Raw genomic sequence first — 20,082 nt, 5'->3', positions numbered from 1 at the left:
ACACGGGTGCTCCGAAGGCGTCGCCCCCGACCGCGCCTGGAGGTCAGGGTTCAGCTCTCCTTCCGCCGGTCTGAACCGGTTCAAGTTCACGGGTCTGGTCTCAGCACGCTGTCGCGTACACCCCGGAGCTGGCTGTATTGTGGCACAGGGTGCCGAAATACGCCTGGAGGAGGATCGAAGAAAGGAACGCAGAGGACGCAAAGGTTACGCAGAGGACGCAGAAAAAACCTTTCCTGGATTTCTTTGCGTCCTCTGCGTAACCTCTGCGCACTCTGCGCACTCTGCGTTCAGCTGCCCGATCTGGCAGGTGAACTTCGTATAGCCCGCTCGATCACGAACTGCTCGCCCGTCGCGTGCTTCGCGCGTCGCTGGCGAGGCAGGCTGCGTTCGGAATGCGCCCTGGAGGGGGGTCGGCGAGAGGAACGCAGAAGACGCAAAGGAAAACCTTTCAATGTCTTCTCTGCGTCCTCTGCGTAACCTCTGCGCACTCTGCGTTCACCTGCCCGATCCGGCAGGCAGCCCGGAAGCCCGCCGTCAGAACTTCGTGTAGCCGCCGTCGATGATGAACTGCTCGCCCGTCGCGTACTTCGATGCGTCGCTGGCGAGGTAGACCGCGATGCCGCCGAAGTCGTCGATCTCCCCCCACCGTCGCGCCGGGATGCGGGGCAGCACGGCCTGCGCGAACTTGGGGTTGTGCACCGAGCGTTCGGTCATGTCGGTCACGATCCAGCCGGGCAGGATGGAGTTGACGCGGATCTGGTGGCGCGCGAGTTCCACGGCGAGGGCGCGCACGAAGGAAGTGACCGCGCCTTTGGAGGCGCCGTAGTGGCTGTTGCGTGCGGCGCCTTCGACGGCCGCCGTGCTGGCGGTGGCGACCAGCGAGCCGCCCTGCCCGTGCTGCGCCATGTGGCGCGCCGCGGCGCGGAAGGTGAGGAACACGCCTTCGACGTTCACGCGCTGCACGCGGCGGAATTCGTCCAGGCTCATCTCAGTGAGCACGGTGCCCTTGCCGGACACGCCCGCATTGGCGAAGCAAGCGTGCACCGTCCCCAGCGCCTGCACCGACGCCGCGAAGCTGGCTTCCACCTGCGCCTCGTCGCCGACGTCGCACACGAACGCATGCACGCGGGTGGCGTCGCCGCACTCCTGCGCCAGCGAGGCTTGCGCCCGCTGCGTCTTCTCGGCGTTGGAGCCCCAGATGGCCACCTTGGCGCCCGACGCGAGCAGGGCCCGCGCCATGCCGTAGCCGATGCCGCCATTGCCGCCGGTGACCACGATCCCGCGGCCGCTGAGATCGAAGGGCTGGTACATCAGGCGTGCAGCGCGGCGATCTTCTGCACCTGAGGCTGCGCTTCCATGCGGCGCAGGTGCCCGGCTACCTTCGGGAAGCGCTGCACGTCCACGCCATCGCCTGGCAGCCAGCGCGTGAGCGTGTAGAGATACAGGTCGCTGGTGCTGAAGCGCTCGCCCAGCACCCAGGGCCCCTGCAGCAGCTTCTCCTCGATCAGGGTGAAGCTCTCGGCCATCGTCTGCGGCACCTTGGCCTTCATCGCTTCGAGCGCCGCCGTGTCCGTCTCCTGCACCCAGCGGTAGCCCCGGCCCTTGTGCGCGTGATTCACGTGCACCGTGGAACACAGGTAGCTGTTGAACTCGTTCACCTTGCCCAGGAGGAACGCGTCGTCCAGCGGCGCGAGCTGCGCGGCCGGGAAGCTCTGCGCGATGTACTGCAGCAGCGCCGGCGTCTCGGTGAGGACGCCGCGGTCGGTGACCAGCGCGGGCACGCGGCCCTTGGGGTTGATGCGCAGGTACTCGGGCGTGCGCTGCTGCTGCTGCTTGAAGTCCAGGCGCTTCGCTTCGTAGGGCGCGCCGGTGTACTCGAGCGCGAGGTGGGAAGCGAGGGCACAGGTGCCGGGGGCGTAGTAGAGGGTCAGCATGCGGCGGATTGTGGGCGGCCTGGCGCCCGCGGTCCACCCGGGATCACCCGCGTCGGCCCTGCGTCACGAGTTCGGTGGCACGCGCCGCGCCGGCGCGGCCGAGCACCTTGAACTCGGTCCCGCGCTGCGCGTTGTACGAGACGAAGAACGCCTCCAGTTCGTCCAGCGCCTTGGCGGGGACGTCGCCCACGTTGTGCCAGTGCCGATAGAGGTGGCTCAGTCGCGCGACCGCCAGGAAGCGGTCGTTGCGCTTCTTCGCCTCGCCGGGCTGCCCCTGCTCCGCCTCGATCACGCCGATCAGGCGGCAGGCGACGATGGTGCCCGGAGGCACCGGTTCGTCGGCGAACACCACCGCGTCGAGCGCATCCCCGTCCTCGCCCAGCGTCGAAGGCAGGAAGCCGAAGTCGTAGGGAAAGGACGTGCCCAGCGGCAGCACGTGGTGCAGCTCGAAGCCGCCGATCTCCGGCAGGTACTTCAGCTTGTTGCGGCTGCCGGCGTTCGCTTCGACCACCACGCGCACGGCCGCGTCGTCGGTGACGAGTGGCAGTCGATCGAGGGCGGGAGCGCCGGCCATGCGGCCAGCATACGTCCGCGCGCGCCTCCCGTGGGGCGCGCGTCGCGGCGTCAGCGGATGCCGAGCAGCTCGATGTCGAACATCAGCGTGGCATTGGGCGGGATCACGCCGCCGGCGCCGCGCTCGCCGTAGGCCAGCTTCGCGGGGCAGGTGATGTGCGCCTTGCCGCCCACCTTCATCATCTGCACGGCCTCGGTCCAGCAGGGGATCACGTGGTCCAGCGGGAAGGACGTGGGCTGGCCGCGCTTGTACGAGCTGTCGAACTCGCGGCCGTCGGGGAAGGTGCCGCGGTAATTCACCGTGACCGTGTCGCTCGCCTTGGGCGAGGCGCCGGTGCCGGCCTGCCGGGACTCGAAGACGATGCCGCTGGGCGTGGTGATCTTGGCGGCAGCAGTTGCAGGAGCTGCAGGAGCGGCGGGCGTCTGGGCGCCGGCGGCGGCGCAGGCGAGCAAGGTGGTAGCAAGAAGAATGGATCGCATGGCCGCATTCTGACGCATGCCTGCGGCCGGGCCGCGCAGCGCGACGACGCGTGCACGGCCGGGCTTCCTACGCGGCACCCGGGTGGCGCTGGGTCACGATCTACCCGTCTCATCGCATGGAGGATCCACGTATGTCTGACGACAAGACCAAGACCGGCGGCTCCGACCGCGAGCGCATCAACATCCACGAGGATTACGAGCTGCGCGACTGGGCGAAGTCCCTGGGGACCACGCCCGAGCGCATCAAGGAGGCGGTGCAAGCCGTCGGGGACCGGGCCGTCAAGGTCCGGGAGTATCTAGGACAAGACCGACCGCACTGAACCGGGAAACCGCTCGGGCCGGGGCGCCGCGAGTGCGCTGGCTCACCTGAGCGCCGCGCGCCGCGTGCGGCCGCGACCGGACAGCGAGGGAACGTCCTAGCACATGCGCGCGCCGCTTCCGCGGCGTAGCGCTGTGACATATCCACCGCCGCTGTGGAAAACAGGGCGCTGGGAGGCGCACAAGTCGGCGTGACGCAAGCACTGGCGCGGCTGCCGCCGCATTGCCCATTTCTTCAGCACGGGCGAGCGATCCTCGCGCCGGCGCGTCGCCTGCGCGACACGCGACTTCACTCCGGCGCGCCGTCGTCCGCTTCGTCGCCCCCCGGCAGGCCCCAGTGCAGCAGCAACCAGCGCCACTTGGGCACGGCGTGGAAGGCGGGGCCGGAGGCGGGATCCCGCACGGCGCGCCCGCGCACCAGCGTGGTGGTGATGCTGCGCGCGGCGTCCGGCCCATCCGGGCAGTGCCAGTTGCGGCCGTCCTGGATGTCGCACCCGAGCAGGCGCCCGGACGCTTCCGACGCGCCGGGACGCCAGAACAGCACTTCGCGGTGGATGCGCAGCGCGCGGTAGCGGTAGCGGTCGCCTGCGGCGAGCCGGCCCGTGCAGGCGGTCCCGTTCCAGCTGCCGCCCACGCAGTTCACCGTGTAGATCGTGCGCTCGCCTTGCAGCGTGACGGAATCGGTGATCCACGCGAGTGCCGCGCCCAGGAGCAGCACGCCGACCAAGGTGGCGATGGCGGCGGACCAGGACTGCGGGATGCTGGCCCGATGGTGATGCGTCGTCATGGGCTGCGATTAAAGCATCTGGCGCGGGCCGTCCCGTCGCGCACGCAGCTCGCGCGTCTCACGGGCCCGCTGGACCGGCCCCGGCCCCCGGCCCGGGCGCGGCGTCCGCACCGGCCGCGGCGGGCCGGCTGCGCAGGATGGCGTCGAGCAGCAGGTGCGGCCGCAGCGGTTTGCTCAGGTGCAGGTCGAAGCCGGCGGCCAGGGTCTTGCGCTGGTCCTCGGGCCGGGCGAACGCGGTGAGCGCGATCGCGGGCAGGCGCGGCCCGCCGCGTGCGGCCTCCAGCTCGCGCACCCGCCGCACCAGCTCGTAGCCGTCGCGCCCCGGCAGTCCGATGTCGCTGACCAGGACCTGAGGCCAGGCGTCCTGCAGCGCCCGCAGTGCGGCGTCGTAGTCCACGGCCACGCGCACGCGCGCGCCGCGCTCGGACAGGACCAGCGTCATCATCTCGGTCGCCTCGGGGTCGTCCTCCACCAGCAGCACGTCCAGGCCCTGCAGGGCCTGCGGCTCGACCTCCTCGGCCTCCGGGCCGAGCTCGGTGTCCGGTTCCTCGCTGCCGCCGGAGGGCTCGAACGCGGGCACCACGTTCAGCTCCACCCGCATGCTCGCTCCCTGCCCGATCCCCGCGCTGTACGCAGCGACGGCGCCGCCATGCAGGTCGACCAGGTGCTTGACGATGGAGAGGCCGAGACCGAGGCCGCCATGCCGGCGATTGCCGGGCGCATCGCTCTGCGTGAAGCGGTCGAACAGGTGCGGCAGGAAATCGGGCTGGATGCCCTGGCCGAAGTCGCGCACTTCCAGGCGCAGGAGGTCGCCGTCGCGGTGCAGACTCACTTCCACCCGGCCGTCCTTCGGCGAGAACTTGATGGCGTTCGTCATCAGGTTCCAGACGATCTGCTGGTAGCGCGCGGGATCGATCCAGGCCGGTGCGTGCGCGTCCTGCAGCTCGGTATGCACCTGCAGCCGCTTTTCGTCGACGGAGGCGGCGAGCGCGGCGATGGATTCGACGACGAGCTCCGCCGGATCGGTCCATTCGCGATCGAGGCGCAGCTTGCCCGAGTTGATGCGCGAGACGTCGAGGATGTCCGAGATGATCCGCGCCTGCGTCTTGACGTTGCGTTCGATCGCGTCGAGCCCCTTGCTGGCCTCGGGCGTGGCGCCGCGGCGCTTGAGGATGTGGACCCAGCCGATGATCGCATTGAGCGGCGTGCGCAGCTCGTGCGACAGCACGGCGATGAAATCGTCCTTGGTGCGGCTGTGGCGTTCGGCGAGCTGGCGCGCAGCCTGCTCGCGCTCCAGCACGTCGCGCCGGCGCTGCTCCAGCTCGAAGCGGCCGGACACGTCGATCGCGATCGCGATGCGCACTCCCGGGTCCACGTGGGAGGACACACTCCACTCCAGGTGGACGACGTGGCCCTCGGCATTGCACAGCGGAAACTCGCCGCGCCAGGGCTGCCCGTCGCTGGCCGTGCTGCGCAGGTGCGTGTGGACGAAGCCGCGCCAGTCCGGCGGCGCGAAGTCGGCGATGGGGTGGCCGGCGAGTTCGGCGGCGGTGCGTCCCAGCAAGGCCTGCATCGCCGGGTTCGTGTCGGCGAAGCGGCCTTCCTCGTCCAGCAGGGCGATGCCGCTCTGCGCCTGGTCGTAGATGGCGCGGAAGCGCTGCTCGCTGCGGCGCAGGCGGTCCTCCGCCGTGCGGGCGCGGATCAGGGCCTGCAGCGTGGCCACCAGCACCGCCGGTTCCACCGGGTGCACCATGTAGCCGTCCGCGCCGGCGTTGAGGCCGGTCACCCGGTCCTCGTTGCGCACGTACTCCGCGGACAGATGCACCACCGGCAGGCTGGTGGTCGCCGGATTGGCGCGAATGCGCCGGCACAGCTCGAAGCCGTCGATGTCCGGCAGGTGCACGTCGAGCACCACCGCCGAGACCCCCTGCGCGATCAGGTCGAGGGCCTCGCCGCCGCTGCCGGCCTCCGCCGTGCGAAAACCGGCCGCACGAATCACCCGCGCCGTCGAATAGCGCGTTGCCGGGTTGTCGTCCACCACCAGCACGGTATGCGCCGCGCGTTCGATGGTCGGCTGGATCACCTCGGTGGAGATCATTCGGCTGGCGCACCCTCCCATTGAACGGGAAGGGTAACGGAGAAGACGGAGCCCTTGCCTGGCGCGCTCTGCAGGCGCACGCTGCCGCCCAGCAGCTGAGCGAGCTTCTTGCTGAGGGACAGCCCCAGCCCGGTGCCGCGCAGGCGCTTCTGCAGCGGCGACTGGACCTGCGAGAAGTCCTCGAAGATCGATTCGTGGAAGTCGGCTGCGATACCGATGCCCGTGTCCGCCACGGAGAAGGTCACGTGCCCCGGGCCCGCGAGCTGCGCCGAGACGCGGACCTCGCCGCGCGGCGTGAACTTCAGCGCGTTGGAGATGAAGTTGCGCAGGATCTGCGAGAGCTTGCGGTCGTCGGTATAGAGCTTGGGAATGTCCTTCGGCTCCTCGAACACCAGGTTCACGTCGGGATTGGTGAGCACCGGCTTGAACATTCCGCGCAGGGCGGAGAACAGGTCGACCATCTCGAACCACGCGGGCGAGATCTCGACGCGGCCGGCTTCCACCTTGGCCAGGTCGAGGAGGTCATCCACCATCTCGGCGAACTCGGTCGCATTCTGCTGGATGAACGTGACCTGGCGCTCCTGTTCTTCGGTGAGCGGCCCGTCGACGCGATCGAGCAACAGGCGCGTGATGCTGCGGATGGAGTTGATCGGCGTGCGGAACTCGTGGCTCATGTACGCCAGGAACCGGCTCTTGAGCTCGGTCGCGCCGCGCAGCTGCTCGGCCTGCGAGTCCAGCTCCGCATAGAGCGCGAGCACGCCGCGGTTGGTTTCCTCCAGCTCGGAGCGCAGGGTCTGCGCCTGCAATTCGCTCTCGGCGAGCGCCGCTTGCAGGGCCTCCGGCGTGGTGGGCTTCTCGTGGGGCATGTCAGTGTCTGCGCCGCAGCACCGCGACGGTGGCGTCGTCGCGGCCGCGAATATGGTCGCGCATCAGCACGGCGGCCGCGAGCGTCGGGTCGCGCCCGAGCAGCGGTGCCAGCGTCTCGGGCATCCAGCGCGTCTCGATGCCGTCGCTGCACGCTACCAGCAGGGCATGGTCAGGCCATGGCGTGGTCGTTTCCTGCGGCGTGCGCATGGCGACGCCGGCGGTGCCGTTCTGGCTCATGATGGTGCGATCGCTCACGCCCGACACCAGCCGCGCGATCACGTTGCCGGCGCCGGCGCTGCGCACCACGTCCTCGTCGACCGCAGCCTGCAGCACGAGCACGGCGGCGCCACGCGTGCCGCGCAAGGCCTGGTGCGTGCGTTCCATGACGGTGCGAGGCGAGTCCATCGGGTCCTGCGCGAAACTCTCCAGCGCCGCCGCGGCCGCTTCGGCGGCGTCCGGACCGTGCCCGAGCCCATCGGCCACGATCAGCGCACAGCGATCGCCCGCCAGCGCGAAGCACCAGGCGTCACCGCACACGGACTCGCCAGGCGCGCACAGGGACACCGCGCCGACACAGGTGGCCGCCTCGGAATCGGGCGCGCCCGCCGCGCGCACGCGCGCCACGACCACCGTGCCGCCCGGCACGCTGGAGTGCAGGTCAAAGTGGTCGGCCAGCCGGCGCACCGCTCCGAGCCCGGTGCCGGGCGAGCCCGCCGTGGAATAGCCGTCGTCCAGGCAGCGCTGCAGGTCGCGGATGCCGGGCCCGCAGTCCACGGCGATCACTTCGACCTCGCGCCGCTCGCGGCGCGCCGACAGCCACAGGCGCCCCTGCTCGGCGTGTTTCAGCAGGTTGGTCGCGAGTTCGGTCACGACCAGTGCGAGCCGGCCGGCCTCGACCTCGTCCAGCGCGCATGCGTCGGCCAGATCGGCAGCGTGCCGCCGCGCTTCGCCCACGCGGCTGGCATCCCCGATGGGGAAGGCCGTGTGGAAGGTGCCAGCGATCATTTCCACCGCAGGATGCTCACGCGCGTGCCCTGCCCGGGCACCGATTGCAGTTCGAACTCGTGCACCAGCCGCTTGCTGCCCGGCAGGCCCAGGCCCATGCCCTTGCCGGAGGTCCAGCCGTCCGTGAGCGCAAGCCGGGTGTCGGGAATGCCGGGGCCGGTGTCCTCGAACAGCAGGCGCAGCCCGCGCCGCAGGCCGTCGTCCACCAGTTGCCAGCGCATCTCGCCGCCGCCGCCGTGGACGACGGTGTTGCGCGACAGCTCGCTCGCCGCCGTCACCATCTTGGTCTGGTCCACCAGCGAGAACTTCAGCTGCTGGGTGAGCACGCGCACCTTCTGCCGGCTGGCGACGATGTCTTCCTCGGAGCGCAGCGGCAGCGAGCCGCCGGCGTCTTCAACGGACAAGCGGGATCTCCTTGCGGCCGCCCTGCAGCAGCTCCATGCCGCGTTCGACGTTGAGCGCCGTGCGCACGCCTTCCAGCGACAGGCCCAGCTCCACGAGCGTGATGGCGACGGCCGGCTGCATGCCGACCACCACCGTGGTCGCATCGAGGATGCGCGAGATGCCGGAGATGCTGGCGAGCATGCGGCCGACGAACGAGTCGACGATCTCGAGCGCCGAGATGTCGATCAGCACGCCCTTGGCGCCGGTGGCCGAGATCCTGTTGGCCAGGTCGTCCTGGAGCGCCAGCGCCATCTGGTCCTGCATGTCCAGCTGGATGGTCACCAGGAGCACCTGGCCCATCTGCAGGATGGGGATGCGGTACATGGCCGCCTACTTCGTGCGGGTGATGACGAAGCCCTGCTGCTCCATCGCCAGCTGCAGCGCGTCGGCCAGCGACGACTTGGAGGCGATGCCCTGCAGGTCGATGCCCAGGTGCACGATGGTCTGCGCGATCTGCGGGCGGATGCCGCTGATGATGCATTCCGCGCCCATCAGCCGGATCGCGGCCACGGTCTTCAGCAGGTGCTGTGCCACCAGCGTGTCCACGGTGGGCACGCCGGTGATGTCGATGATGGCCAGCCGCGAGCCCGTGTCCACGATGCGCTGCAGCAGCGTCTCCATCACGACCTGCGTGCGCGCGGAGTCCAGGGTGCCGATCATGGGCACCGCCAGCACGCCTTCGAACAGCTTGATCACCGGCGTCGACAGCTCCAGCAGGTCCTGCTGCTGGCGCTTGATGATCTCCTCGCGCGTCTGCTGGTAGGTCGTGACCGTCCATTGCGCCATGCGGTCCACCAGCGTGGACATGGTCCACACCAGGGCCATCTGGCGTTCGCCCTGGCCCGCCATGTCGCGCTGGATGACGACGAACAGCGGCCGCTTGAAGGCGAGCACGAACTGGCTGGTGTCGCCCGCGGACTGGCCCTGGGCCGCGCGCGTACGCGACAGCGCCTCGAGCGCCTGCCGCAGCGCGGCCCAGGCGGGCGCCTGGAAGTCGTCGGCCTGCACGCCGGCCTGCAGCGCCGTGCGCATGGCCTTGAGGATCTCTTCAGCCTCGCTGCGCATCGCGCGGCGGGCCGCCTCGCTGGTGCGCGTGGAAGCGGCGCCCGCCTCCTGCAGCCACTCCGTGAGGATTTGTTGTTCGTGCTGCGCCAGCAGCTGCAGCAGCGTTTCTGTTTCTTGGGCCATCGGGAGGGGGGAGCGAAAAGAGGACGGCCATTATGGGAGCGCGGTTGAGCTGCCCCGTGTAGGAAGAGACCGACAAACCCGTCTACCTCGAAAGTTCTAGCCGAGCAGCGCGGGCAGCTCGCTCATGTCCGTGAAGATCAGCGATGCACCGGCGGCGCGCAGGAGGGCGGGCGTGTCGTGTCCCGCCTCGGCCGGGCTGTAGCCGAACACCGTCGCACCCGCGGCCATGCCCGCGGTGACCCCCGTGACCGTGTCCTCGATCACCACGCAGCCCGCGGCCACCACGCCGAGCGGCTCCATGGCGGCGAGGTACACGTCGGGCGCCGGCTTCGAGCGCGGCATCTCGTGGCCGCTGTAGATGCGGCCTTCGAAGAAGGGCAGCAGCCCGCACTTGGCCAGCTGCATCTCCACCTTCCAGCGGTCCGCGCCGGAACAGCAGGCGATGCGGCCGGCGAAGCGGTCGCTGATCGCCTCCACGGCCGGCACCGCACCGCGGATCGGCTGCACCCCGGCGAGCAAGCGTTCGTTGCGGCGCTCGCGGAAGCGCACGAACCACTCCTCGGTGAGCTCGCGGCCGGTGTGCGCCTCGATCAGGTCCTTCTCGTCCTTCACCGCCTTGCCGAGGAAGATGCGCATGCACTCCTCGCGCGTGAGGGTCCAGCCGAGCTCCTGCAGCATGTCGCGCAGCACGCCATTGGTGATGCCTTCGCTGTCCACCAGCACGCCGTCGCAATCGAACAGCACCGCGTCGAAACGCTGGGTCACTTCAAGTCTCCATCCAGGTAATACCAGCGGCCATCCTCGCACACGAAGCGGCTGCGCTCGTGCAGGCGCTGGGCGCGACCTGCCTGGCGCGAGCGCGCGACGAACTCGACCTCGGCATGCGTTGCATCGACTTGCCGATGCTGCTTGACTTCCAGACCCAGCCATTTCACGCCCGGCTCGAAGCCGACCTCGGGCGGCCGGCGCGACGGGTGCCAGGTGGCGAGCAGGTAGGGCGCGTCCTCCAGCACGAAAGCCGCATAGCGCGAGCGCATCAGGTGCTCGGCGTCGGGGGCCGGCGTGTGCGCGAAGTCGGCGAGGTAGGGACCGCAGCAGCGCGCGAAGGGCACGGGCCGCCCGCGCAGGTCCACCCGGCCACAGGGACAGGGCCCCGTTTCCGTCACTGTCATCCGGCTTTTTTCGCCTTGCGCTCTTCCAGCGTCTCGGTGGGGGCGCCCTGCTTCTTCCAGTCGGTGAAGCCGCCGTCGATGTGGGCGACGTTGCGCATGCCCATGTCCTGCAGCGTCTTGGTGGCCAGGGCGCTGCGCCAGCCGGCGCCGCAGAACAGGATGTATTCCTTGCCCTCGTCGCCGAACACCGGCTTGAAGTAGGGCGAGGCCGGATCGACCCAGAACTCCAGCATGCCGCGCGGCGCATGGATGCTGCCGGGGACCGTGCCCTCGGCCTGCAGTTCGCGGATGTCGCGGATGTCCACGAGCTGCACGCCGGGCGTGCCCAGGCGCTCGCGCACCTGCGCCACGGAATACGTCGTGACCTGCGCCATGGCCTCGTCGACCAGCGCCCGGTACCCTTTGGTGATCGTCATCTGTCTTGCTCCGAAAGCCCGATTGTCCGGCGGCCCCGCCCATCCTATAGTGCCGGCCATGCACCCCTCACCGCAAGCCCCGGCGAGCGAGCGGATCCAGGTCGGCCGGCCGCAACGCGTGCTGCTGGTCGTGGACCCGCCGGCCCTCGCCGAGCGCATGGCGGAGGTGATCGCATCGCTGCCGCGCCTGCAACTCGCGGGCGCGTTCAGCACCGCGCAGGACGCGATGGAATGGACGGTGTGGGACCGCGCAGGCTGGCACTTCGCGTTCGTGGACCTCAACCTGACGGACGGCGGCACCCAGCCCCTGGTGCAGCGGCTGCTGTCCGCGCCGCGACCCGGCACCGTCGTCGCGCTGGGCGCACACCTGTGGCAGGAAATCCGGCAGGACTGTGCGCGCATGGGCGTGTACCACCTGCTCGAAAAGGGCGACCTTGTCGCCTTCCGCGGCTTCCTCGAAGAGCAGGTGCGCTGAGCGCCTGCCTCCCTGCGCGCCGCGGGGGCAGCCCCGAACTGCAAAGCGGACAACCGGACGCAGAGGTCGCAAAGGGAACAGCCAAAGGACGCAAAAAAGACAGATGAAAAGGATGTCCATCCTTCATTGGCTGTCCTTTTGCGTCCTTTGCGAAACCTTTGCGACCTCTGCGTCCGGATGTCCGCCTTCTGTCTTATCTACGCCAGCGCCCGCGTGATGAGGATCTTCTGCACGTCCGACGTGCCTTCGTAGATCTGGCACACGCGCACGTCGCGCCAGATGCGCTCCACGGGAAAGTCGCTCACGTAGCCGTAGCCGCCCAGCGTCTGGATCGCGGCGCTGCACACGCGCTCGGCCATCTCGCTGGCGAACAGCTTGGCCATCGCTGCTTCCTTCAGGCAGGGCTGGCCGGCGTCGCGCAGGCTGGCCGCATGCCAGATCAACTGGCGCGCCGCTTCGAGTTGCGTCGCGCAATCCGCGAGGCGGAAGCCCACCGCCTGGTGTTCGAAGATCGGCTTGCCGAAGCTCTCGCGTTCCTTCGCATACTGCAGCGCGACTTCGAAGGCGCTGCGGGCCATGCCGACGCTTTGTGCGGCGATGCCGATGCGCCCGCCCTCGAGTGAAGACAAGGCGATCTTGTAGCCCTCGCCCTCCTCGCCCACCCGGTTCTCCACCGGAATGCGGCAATGCTCGAAACGAATCTGCGCCGTGTCGCTGGAGTGCTGGCCGACCTTGTCCTCCAGCCGCTCGACGACGTAGCCGGACGTGTCCGTGGGGACCAGGAAAGCGCTCATGCCGCGCTTGCCCGCTGCCTTGTCCGTGACGGCGATTACCACCGCGAGCTGGCCCCGCTTGCCGCTGGTGATGAACTGCTTGACGCCATCGAGCACATAGCTGTCGCCCTCGCGGCGCGCCGTCGTGCGCAGCGCGGAGGCATCGCTGCCCACGTGCGGCTCGGTGAGGCAGAAGGCCCCGAGCAGTTCGCCTCGCGCGAGCCGCGTGAGCCATTGCTTCTTCTGCGCCTCGCTGCCGTAGCGCATCAGGATCGCATTCACCGGGCAGTTGGTGACGCTGATGGCGGTGCTGGTCCCGCCGTCACCCGCCGCGATTTCCTCCAGCACCAGGGCGAGGCTCAGGTAGTCGAGCCCCGCGCCGCCGTATTCCTCGGGGACGCAGATGCCGTACGCGCCCAGCGCGGCGAGCCCGCGGTGCGCTTCGCGCGGGAAGGTGTGCTCGCGGTCCCACTGTGCCGCGTTCGGCCACAACTGCTCGCGCGCGAAATCGCGCACCGCGTCGCGGATCATTTCCTGGTCGGGATTCAGCAGCATGGATTCACCAGCCTTCAAAGCGGCGGCCGTCGTGGCCGAGGAACGCGCCGCGTTGCGCGGGCGTGATGGCCTGGATGGTCTTGCGCATGGCCGACACGCTCTCCTCCACCGACAGCGTCGCACCGGCGCCGCCCATGTCGGTGCGCACCCAGCCCGGGCTCAGCGCGACGAAGGTCGCCTGCGGGTAGTCGGGCTGCGCGGAGGCCACCGTCATGTTCAGGGCCGCCTTGCTGGCGCGGTACAGCCAGCTGTAGCTGGAGTCCACGCCGGCGATGCGGCCCATCTGGCTGCTGATGAAGACGAACTTGCCCGCTGCGGCCTGCACCAGCGGGGCGACCTGCACGATCGCCTGCATCGCACCCCAGACGTTGGTGCGCATCACGCGGTCGAAATCGTCGCGCGCCGGCGCCTGCGTGGCGCCCCCGCGCGACATGACGCCCGCCACGTAGAGCGCGACATCGATCTTCTCGCCATCGAGCTGCCAGCCGAGGCCGCTGATGCTCGCCGTGTCGGAGACGTCGAGCCGCAGCGCCTTGGCGCCGAGCGACTCGATATGGCGCAGGCCCTCGTCGGCCCGCGCGGTCGCGATGACGGTGTCACCGGCCTCGCGGTACTGGCGCAGGAACTCGAAGCCGATGCCGCGCGAAGCGCCGAGGATGAGGACGTTCATTTCTATTGGCGTAGGCTGGTGGTGAGCGCAGCGAACCCCAGCTCGCTGCGGGACGCCGGATCGCTGGGGTTCGCGTCGCTCACCGCCAGCCTACGAAGGCCACGAGGCAACGTCAGACGAGTTCCAGGGCCACGGCCGTGCCCTCGCCGCCGCCGATGCACAGCGTGGCGATGCCGCGCTTGCCGCCGCGCGCCTTCAGGGCATGCAGCAGCGTGACCATGATGCGCGCGCCGGACGCGCCGATCGGATGGCCCAGCGCACAGGCCCCGCCGTTCACGTTCAGGATGTCGTGCGAGACCTTCAGCTCCTCCATCAGGGCCATCGGCACCACGGCGAAAGCCTCGTTCACCTCCCACAGGTCGACGTCGCCGACCTTCCACCCGGTCTTCGCCAGCAGCTTCTGCGTGGCGCCCACGGGCGCGGTGGTGAACCACTCGGGCTCCTGCGCGTGCGTGGCGTGGCCGACGATGCGCGCCAGCGGCTTCAGGCCCAGGCGCTTGGCGGTGCTCTCGGTCATCATCACCAGCGCCGCGGCGCCGTCGTTGATCGAGGAACTGGAGGCGGCCGTGATGGTGCCGTCCTTCTTGAACGCCGGCTTGAGCGAGGCGATCTTGTCCAGCTTCACCTTGCCCGGGCCTTCGTCGATGCTGATCACGGTTTCGCCGGCGCGGTTCTTCACCGTCACGGGCGTGATCTCGGCGGCGAAGGCGCCGCTTTCCGTCGCCTTCTTCGCGCGCTGCACCGAGGCGGTGGCGAAGGCGTCCTGCGCCTCGCGCGAGAACTTGTACTTCGCCGCGCAGTCCTCGCCGAAGGTGCCCATCGAGCGGCCCGCCTCGTAGGCGTCCTCCAGGCCGTCGAGCATCATGTGGTCGTAGACCTTGTCGTGGCCCATGCGGTAGCCGCCCCGGCCCTTCAGCAGCAGGTAGGGCGCGTTGGTCATGCTCTCCATGCCGCCCGCGACCATGATCTCGTGCGTGCCCGCGAGCAGCATGTCGTGCGCGAACATGGCGGCCTTCATGCCGGAGCCGCACATCTTGGACAGCGTGACCGCGCCGGCACTCTTGGGCAGCCCGCCCTTGAACGCAGCCTGGCGCGCCGGCGCCTGGCCCTGGCCGGCCATCAGGCAGTTGCCGAACAGCACTTCGCCGACCGCATCGGCCGGGATGCCGGCGCGCTGCACCGCCGCCTTGATGGCGGCTCCGCCGAGGTCGTGCGCGGCTAGCGCGGAAAAGTCGCCCTGGAAGCTGCCCATGGGGGTACGGGCGGCGCCGACGATGACGATGGATTCGGCCATGGTTTCACTCCTTCACTGGATGGTTGGCATGAGAGGCTCGCCGCGTTCCTCGCTGACGATCCGGCGGATGTATTCCTGGAACTCGGGGTCTTCGCCCCGCAGCAGCAGCGGCAGCGCGTTGTGGAAGTCGTCGCGCTGGCACCATTCGCGCATGTAGTCGTCCCAGCTGTTCCAGCGGCGCGACTCGGTCTCGGTCATGTGCGGCTTGTAGGCCACGAGGTAGGCGCGCTCGAACAGCGAGATCAGCATGTCGAAGATGACCAGCATGCGTTCCTTCTGTTCGGCCGACGGGTCCACCAGCGGCTCGTTGGCGCGCAGGTGCAGGTCGGGGTGGGCCAGCACGACCTTCAGGAACTCGTTGTACGCGTTCGAGAGCAGCTGGTAGGCCTCTTCCTCCTCGTTGTCCCGCTCCTTGCGCTGCTCCCAGGCGAAGAACAGGATGGCGAAGGGCAGGCCCAGCGTGGTCACGATGAAACTCGCGACTTCCCAGTGATCGCGCCAGGCTTCGGTCACTGATGCTCCCTCATCCAGGCGGCGACAGCGCCGACGACCTGGTTCTCGATGCCGTTGTAGCCGTGGTGCGACCACGGGTCGCAGGCCGCGCCGCGCGAGGCGCCTCCGTCCACCGTCTTGAGCACGGCGCTGGCCGGAAGGTGCTTCATCAGCTCGGGCAGGCGCTCGGGCGGGCAGACGCCGCACGGATCGTGCGCGTGGTGCACGACCAGCACCGGCTGCTTGAGCCCGGTGAGGTCCAGCTCCGTGAGCGGGGGCGCCGTGCTGTCGCCGAAGCGCGAGCGGCCCATGATCGTCGAGGTGAGCACGATGCCGTCGGGCGCCTGCGCGCCTTGCAGCCGCAGGCCCGCAGTGGCGGCCGACTGCGTGCCTCGGCTGGTGCCGATCACCCACACGGGCTTGCCGAAGCGCCCGCGCGCCCACGCGACGACGGCGCCGAGGTCCGCGGCGTGCTCGGGGCTCGCGCGAAAATCGCCGCCCAGGTAAGGCGGGCTCGCGTGGTCGCTGGGGACGTCGACGACGACCACGGCAAAGCCCTGCTGCGCGAACAGGTCGCGCGAGCGCACCAGGAAGTTGGCGTCGCGGCGGATGAAGCCGTTGCCTGCGATGTCGAGATGGCCGTTGCCGCCGGTGAGGAGCACTGCCACCGCAGTCGGCGTTGCGTTCGGCAGCACCAGCAGGCGCTCCGTGACGCCCGCTCGCGTCGGCAGGTCCACCACTTCCGCAGCCTGCGCGAACGTGAGCGCCGGCAGGGCGACCGCCAGCCCGGCGAGGACGGATCGCACCCGGTTCATGCCGCCGCCTCCACCGCGGCGGCATCCGCCTGCTGCCGGCGCAGGAAGCGCTTGTCGCGCTCGTAGGGGAACACGTCGTACACGTCGCCGGCGAGGATGCGTTCCTTGCGCGCCTGCCAGAACGCCGGGTCCAGCAGGTCGGCGTGGTGCTTCATGAAGACGTCGCGCACCGCCGGGTGGCCGAGCAGGAAGGGGCCGAAGGTCTCCGGGAACACGTCGTGCGGGCCGACCTTGTACCAGACCTCGCCTGAAAGCTCCTCTTCCTCGTTGCGCGGCTCGGGCACCTTGCGGAAGTTGCAGTCGGTGAGGTACTCGATCTCGTCGTAGTCGTAGAACACGACCTTGCCGTTGCGCGTGACGCCGAAGTTCTTCCAGAGCATGTCGCCGGGAAAGATGTTGGCGGCCACCAGGTCCTTGATCGCGTTGCCGTATTCGATCACCGCATGCTCCACCTGCTCCACCGCGCCCGCCTCGAAGGCTTCCTGCAGGTAGATGTTCAGCGGGATCATGCGCCGCTCGATGTAGAGGTGGCGGATCACGACCTCCTCGTGGCCGTCGCCGTCGCGGTCGCCGATCTCCAGCTGGCTGGGCGCGACGGCACGGAGCTCCGCGATCAGCGCGTCCTCGAAACGGTCGCGCGCGAAGGCCACGTCGCGGTACTCCAGCGTGTCGGCCATGCGGCCGACGCGATCGTGCTGCTTGACCAGCAGGTACTTGCCCTGCACCTGTTCGCGCGTGGTGTCCTTCTGCGGCGGGAACCAGTCGCGGATCACCTTGAACACATAGGGGAACGAAGGCAGGTCGAACACCAGCATCACCATGCCCTTGATGCCGGGGGCGATGCGGAACCGGTCGCTCGAATGCCGCAGGTGAAAGAGGAAGTCCCGGTAGAACAGGGTCTTGCCCTGCTTGGCCAGGCCCAGGGCGGTGTAGATCTCCCCGCGCGGCTTGCGCGGCATCAGCGAGCGCAGGAACTGCACGTAGGCCGCCGGGATCTCCATGTCCACCATGAAATAGGCCCGGGCGAACGAGAACACCATCAGCAGTTCGTCCTCGCCGAACAGCGCGGTGTCGATCACCAGCAGCCCGTTCCTGCCATGCAGGATGGGCAGCGCGAACGGCAGCTCCGAGAAGCCGTTGATGATCTTGCCGACGACGTAGGCGCCCTTGTTGCGGAAGAACAGGGAGGACAGCACCTGGACCTGGAAGTTGGCGCGCAGCTTCACGTGCGCCAGGCGCGCTGCGATCGCCTCCAGCACGAAACGCGCGTCGCGCTCCAGGTCCTCGAACGGCGTGTCCAGGCGGAAGTTGTGGACGATGCGCACGAGCTCCGCGTGCAGCGTCTCGCGCGTGGGGTAGTAGGAGCGGTAGGTGGGCGTGGCCGCCGGCTCCGCGTTCTCGATGTATTCCGTGCTCACCGCCGGCCGCACGAAGATGAAGTCGTTGTGGTAGTAGGTGCGGTGCAGGATGCGCGTCGTGACCGTGTTGAAGAAGGTCTCCGCGAGCTCCGGCTGGTGGTGGTCGATCAGCAGGCCGATGTAGTGCAGCTTGACCTGGTGCCACACCGCCATGGGCTGCTCGCCCGCCCGGAATTCCTGCTCGAGGCGCTGCACCGCCTCGCGCACGCGCAGGTCGTAGAACTCGATGCGCTCGCGCTGCGCCCGTTGCTGGCCGTGCCAGTCGGCATTCTCGAAGCGCTGCTTGGCGCGCGCGGACTCGCTGCGGAACAGCTGGTAGTGCCGGTTGAAGCCGTCGAGCATCGCCTTGGCGATCTCGAAGGCTTGCGGCGCATCCAGGCGTTCGGGGAACATGGACTAGCTGTACTTGACGACGATGCCCTCGACCGCCTTGCGGTACACCGGCTCGATCACTTCCGTGTCGTTGACGGTCACGCCGAGGTCGTGCAGGAGGCCGTCGTGCACGCCGAACGCCCAGCCGTGGACACGAACCTTCTGGCCCTTGGCCCATGCGTCCACCATCACGGTGCTCACCGACAGGTTCACCACCTGCTCCACGACGTTCAGGTCGACGAGGGCATCGCCACGGCGCTCCGGCGCGATGTTCTCCAGGATGCCGCGATGGCGATCGCGAACGTCCTGGATGTGGCGGATCCAGTTGTCGGCCACGCCGATGCGTGCGCCCTGCAGGGCGGCCAGCACGCCGCCGCAGCGGTAGTGGCCGACCACCATGATGTCCTCGACCTTGAGCATGTCCACCGCGAACTGCACGGCCGACAGCGCATTGAGGTCCGAGTGCACGATCACGTTGGCAACGTTGCGGTGCACGAACACCTCGCCCGGATCGAGGCCGGTGATCTGGTTGGCGGGCACGCGGCTGTCGGAACAGCCGATCCACATGAACTTGGGCGCCTGCTGCTTTTCCAGGCCCGAGAAGAAGCCGGGACGCGCGCGCTCCATTTCGGCGGCCCAGGCGCGGTTGTGGGCAAAGAGGTCTTGGATGGTCAGGGACATGGGGAGATTCTCCGCGTTGCGATACGCTGCACGTGGGTCACCGAACCTTACATGGTTTCGGCGAACAGTTCCCGCCCGATCAGCATGCGCCGCACTTCGCTCGTGCCCGCGCCGATTTCGTACAGCTTCGCGTCGCGCCACAGGCGTCCGAGCGGGTAGTCGTTGATGTAGCCGTTGCCGCCGTGGATCTGGACGCCCTCGCCGGCCATCCAGGTCGCCTTCTCGGCGCAGTAGAGGATCACCGAGGCGCAGTCCTTGCGCACCTGGCGCACGTGCTCGGCGCCGAGCAGGTCCAGGTTCTTGCCGACGGTGTAGCAGAAGGCGCGCGCGGCCTGCAGCACCGTGTACATGTCGGCGACCTTGCCCTGGATGAGCTGGAACTCGCCGATGCTCTGGCCGAACTGCTTGCGGTCGTGGATGTAGGGGATCACGTTGTCCATCACGGCCTGCATGATCCCGATGGGGCCCGCGGCGAGCACGGCGCGCTCGTAGTCGAGGCCGCTCATGAGCACCTTGGCGCCGCCGTTCACGGCGCCGAGGATGTTGGCCGCGGGGACCTCGACATCCTTGAACACCAGCTCGCCGGTGTGGCTGCCGCGCATGCCCAGCTTGTCGAGCTTCTGCGCGACGGAAAAGCCCTTCATGCCCTTCTCGACCAGGAATGCCGTCACGCCGCGCGCACCGAGCTCCGGCTCGGTCTTGGCGTAGACCACCAGCGTGTCGGCATCGGGGCCGTTGGTGATCCACATCTTGCTGCCATTGAGGACGTAGTAGCCGCCCTTCTCCTCGGCGCGCAGCTTCATCGAGATCACGTCGCTGCCCGCGCCCGGCTCGCTCATGGCGAGCGCACCGACGTGCTCGCCCGAGATGAGTTTCGGGAGGTACTTCTTCTTCTGCGCGTCGCTGCCGTTGCGCTTGATCTGGTTCACGCACAGGTTGCTGTGCGCGCCGTACGAGAGCCCCACGGAGGCGGAGGCGCGCGAGATTTCCTCCATCGCCAGCATGTGCGCGAGGTAGCCCATGTTGGCGCCGCCGTACTCCTCCGGCACGGTGATGCCGAGCACGCCGATCTCGCCCATCTTGCGCCACAGGTCCATCGGGAACTGGTCGCTGCGGTCGATCTCCGCGGCGCGCGGTGCGATCTCGCTCTGCGCGAAGGCGTGCACGGTGTCGCGCAGCGCCTCGAGGTCTTCGCCGAGGCCGAAGTTGAGGCCGGGGAGTTGCTGCATGCTGTTCTCCTATTCAGTTCTCAATC

General features: G+C 69.0%; 24 protein-coding genes and 1 riboswitch. Of the genes, 2 read left to right on the top strand and 22 right to left on the bottom strand.

The window, feature by feature from the left end; genetic code table 11:
• Positions 1 to 40: 40 nt before the first annotated feature.
• Positions 41 to 135, bottom strand: a riboswitch (TPP riboswitch).
• 399 nt (positions 136 to 534) lie between these two features.
• The 4 genes from JJB11_RS09020 to JJB11_RS09005 are packed head-to-tail and all read right to left on the bottom strand — an operon-like array spanning position 535 to position 2,987.
• The gene (locus JJB11_RS09020) at positions 535 to 1,311 is read right to left on the bottom strand and encodes an SDR family NAD(P)-dependent oxidoreductase (RefSeq protein WP_201964714.1); all 777 of its coding nucleotides are present in this window, start codon (positions 1,309 to 1,311) and stop codon (positions 535 to 537) included.
• A complete protein-coding gene (locus tag JJB11_RS09015; RefSeq protein ID WP_201168698.1) occupies positions 1,311 to 1,934 on the bottom strand; it encodes a glutathione S-transferase family protein in 624 nt (207 codons plus the stop codon). Before JJB11_RS09015 ends, JJB11_RS09020 begins: the two co-directional genes overlap by 1 nt.
• Positions 1,935 to 1,977: 43 nt before the next feature.
• On the bottom strand, positions 1,978 to 2,508 hold the full coding sequence (locus tag JJB11_RS09010; RefSeq protein WP_201168695.1) for an inorganic diphosphatase: 531 nt from the start codon (positions 2,506 to 2,508) through the stop codon (positions 1,978 to 1,980).
• Positions 2,509 to 2,558: 50 nt separating this feature from the next.
• Entirely contained in the window at positions 2,559 to 2,987 is a 429-nt protein-coding gene (locus JJB11_RS09005; RefSeq protein ID WP_201168692.1) for an FKBP-type peptidyl-prolyl cis-trans isomerase, read from the bottom strand.
• Positions 2,988 to 3,118: 131 nt separating this feature from the next.
• Between JJB11_RS09005 and JJB11_RS09000 the strand changes: the two genes are divergently transcribed.
• A complete protein-coding gene (locus tag JJB11_RS09000) occupies positions 3,119 to 3,307 on the top strand; it encodes a DUF3606 domain-containing protein (protein WP_201168689.1) in 189 nt (62 codons plus the stop codon).
• Positions 3,308 to 3,594: 287 nt separating this feature from the next.
• Here JJB11_RS09000 and JJB11_RS08995 read toward each other — a convergent pair whose 3' ends face one another.
• The 10 genes from JJB11_RS08995 to JJB11_RS08955 form a co-directional block, all read right to left on the bottom strand.
• The gene (locus JJB11_RS08995; RefSeq protein ID WP_201168686.1) at positions 3,595 to 4,092 is read right to left on the bottom strand and encodes a hypothetical protein; all 498 of its coding nucleotides are present in this window, start codon (positions 4,090 to 4,092) and stop codon (positions 3,595 to 3,597) included.
• A gap of 58 nt (positions 4,093 to 4,150) precedes the next feature.
• Positions 4,151 to 6,190, bottom strand: a complete 2,040-nt coding sequence (locus JJB11_RS08990) for a hybrid sensor histidine kinase/response regulator (protein ID WP_201168683.1) — start codon at positions 6,188 to 6,190, stop codon at positions 4,151 to 4,153.
• Positions 6,187 to 7,056, bottom strand: coding sequence for a sensor histidine kinase (locus tag JJB11_RS08985; protein ID WP_201168680.1), 870 nt, complete (start codon positions 7,054 to 7,056; stop codon positions 6,187 to 6,189). Before JJB11_RS08985 ends, JJB11_RS08990 begins: the two co-directional genes overlap by 4 nt.
• 1 nt (position 7,057) lies before the next feature.
• Positions 7,058 to 8,062, bottom strand: a complete 1,005-nt coding sequence (locus JJB11_RS08980) for an anti-sigma regulatory factor (protein ID WP_201169158.1) — start codon at positions 8,060 to 8,062, stop codon at positions 7,058 to 7,060.
• Entirely contained in the window at positions 8,059 to 8,466 is a 408-nt protein-coding gene (locus tag JJB11_RS08975; RefSeq protein WP_201964712.1) for an anti-sigma regulatory factor, read from the bottom strand. The genes JJB11_RS08980 and JJB11_RS08975 overlap by 4 nt, the downstream gene beginning before the upstream one ends.
• Positions 8,456 to 8,830 carry an STAS domain-containing protein gene (locus JJB11_RS25945; protein WP_201964711.1) on the bottom strand — a complete coding sequence of 125 codons (375 nt, stop codon included), beginning with the start codon at positions 8,828 to 8,830 and terminating at the stop codon, positions 8,456 to 8,458. Before JJB11_RS25945 ends, JJB11_RS08975 begins: the two co-directional genes overlap by 11 nt.
• 6 nt (positions 8,831 to 8,836) lie before the next feature.
• A complete protein-coding gene (locus JJB11_RS08970; protein WP_201168674.1) occupies positions 8,837 to 9,694 on the bottom strand; it encodes an STAS domain-containing protein in 858 nt (285 codons plus the stop codon).
• Between the two features lie 96 nt (positions 9,695 to 9,790).
• Positions 9,791 to 10,459 (bottom strand): HAD-IA family hydrolase, encoded by a 669-nt coding sequence (locus tag JJB11_RS08965; protein ID WP_201168671.1) that lies wholly within the window; start codon positions 10,457 to 10,459, stop codon positions 9,791 to 9,793.
• Positions 10,456 to 10,866 carry a YchJ family protein gene (locus JJB11_RS08960; RefSeq protein ID WP_201168668.1) on the bottom strand — a complete coding sequence of 137 codons (411 nt, stop codon included), beginning with the start codon at positions 10,864 to 10,866 and terminating at the stop codon, positions 10,456 to 10,458. The genes JJB11_RS08965 and JJB11_RS08960 overlap by 4 nt, the downstream gene beginning before the upstream one ends.
• Positions 10,863 to 11,282 (bottom strand): rhodanese-like domain-containing protein, encoded by a 420-nt coding sequence (locus JJB11_RS08955; protein ID WP_201168666.1) that lies wholly within the window; start codon positions 11,280 to 11,282, stop codon positions 10,863 to 10,865. The genes JJB11_RS08960 and JJB11_RS08955 overlap by 4 nt, the downstream gene beginning before the upstream one ends.
• A 58-nt stretch (positions 11,283 to 11,340) precedes the next feature.
• Here JJB11_RS08955 and JJB11_RS08950 point away from each other — a divergent pair, with 58 nt between their 5' ends.
• The gene (locus tag JJB11_RS08950; protein ID WP_201168663.1) at positions 11,341 to 11,757 is read left to right on the top strand and encodes a hypothetical protein; all 417 of its coding nucleotides are present in this window, start codon (positions 11,341 to 11,343) and stop codon (positions 11,755 to 11,757) included.
• A 197-nt stretch (positions 11,758 to 11,954) separates the two neighbouring features.
• Here JJB11_RS08950 and JJB11_RS08945 read toward each other — a convergent pair whose 3' ends face one another.
• The 8 genes from JJB11_RS08945 to JJB11_RS08910 all read right to left on the bottom strand — a co-directional run bounded on the left by JJB11_RS08945 (position 11,955) and on the right by JJB11_RS08910 (position 20,056).
• On the bottom strand, positions 11,955 to 13,085 hold the full coding sequence (locus tag JJB11_RS08945; RefSeq protein ID WP_201168660.1) for an acyl-CoA dehydrogenase family protein: 1,131 nt from the start codon (positions 13,083 to 13,085) through the stop codon (positions 11,955 to 11,957).
• Positions 13,086 to 13,089: 4 nt separating this feature from the next.
• Positions 13,090 to 13,755, bottom strand: a complete 666-nt coding sequence (locus tag JJB11_RS08940; protein ID WP_201168657.1) for an SDR family oxidoreductase — start codon at positions 13,753 to 13,755, stop codon at positions 13,090 to 13,092.
• Positions 13,756 to 13,867: 112 nt separating this feature from the next.
• Positions 13,868 to 15,049, bottom strand: a complete 1,182-nt coding sequence (locus tag JJB11_RS08935; protein WP_201168654.1) for an acetyl-CoA C-acyltransferase — start codon at positions 15,047 to 15,049, stop codon at positions 13,868 to 13,870.
• 12 nt (positions 15,050 to 15,061) lie between these two features.
• Entirely contained in the window at positions 15,062 to 15,562 is a 501-nt protein-coding gene (locus JJB11_RS08930) for a hypothetical protein (RefSeq protein WP_201168653.1), read from the bottom strand.
• Positions 15,559 to 16,356 (bottom strand): alpha/beta hydrolase, encoded by a 798-nt coding sequence (locus JJB11_RS08925; protein ID WP_201168651.1) that lies wholly within the window; start codon positions 16,354 to 16,356, stop codon positions 15,559 to 15,561. The genes JJB11_RS08930 and JJB11_RS08925 overlap by 4 nt, the downstream gene beginning before the upstream one ends.
• Positions 16,353 to 18,167 (bottom strand): bifunctional isocitrate dehydrogenase kinase/phosphatase, encoded by a 1,815-nt coding sequence (aceK, locus tag JJB11_RS08920; RefSeq protein ID WP_201168649.1) that lies wholly within the window; start codon positions 18,165 to 18,167, stop codon positions 16,353 to 16,355. Before aceK ends, JJB11_RS08925 begins: the two co-directional genes overlap by 4 nt.
• A gap of 3 nt (positions 18,168 to 18,170) precedes the next feature.
• A complete protein-coding gene (gene can, locus JJB11_RS08915) occupies positions 18,171 to 18,827 on the bottom strand; it encodes a carbonate dehydratase (RefSeq protein WP_201168647.1) in 657 nt (218 codons plus the stop codon).
• Positions 18,828 to 18,874: 47 nt separating this feature from the next.
• Positions 18,875 to 20,056: an isovaleryl-CoA dehydrogenase gene (locus JJB11_RS08910; protein WP_201168645.1), complete on the bottom strand. Its 1,182-nt coding sequence runs from the start codon at positions 20,054 to 20,056 to the stop codon at positions 18,875 to 18,877.
• Positions 20,057 to 20,082 lie beyond the last annotated feature (26 nt).

The organism is Ramlibacter ginsenosidimutans, assembly GCF_016654015.1.
Taxonomy (GTDB): Bacteria; Pseudomonadota; Gammaproteobacteria; order Burkholderiales; family Burkholderiaceae_C; genus Ramlibacter; species Ramlibacter ginsenosidimutans.
The sequence above is the reverse complement of the archived record's forward strand: the minus strand, read 5'-3'. Positions and strand labels throughout refer to the sequence as shown.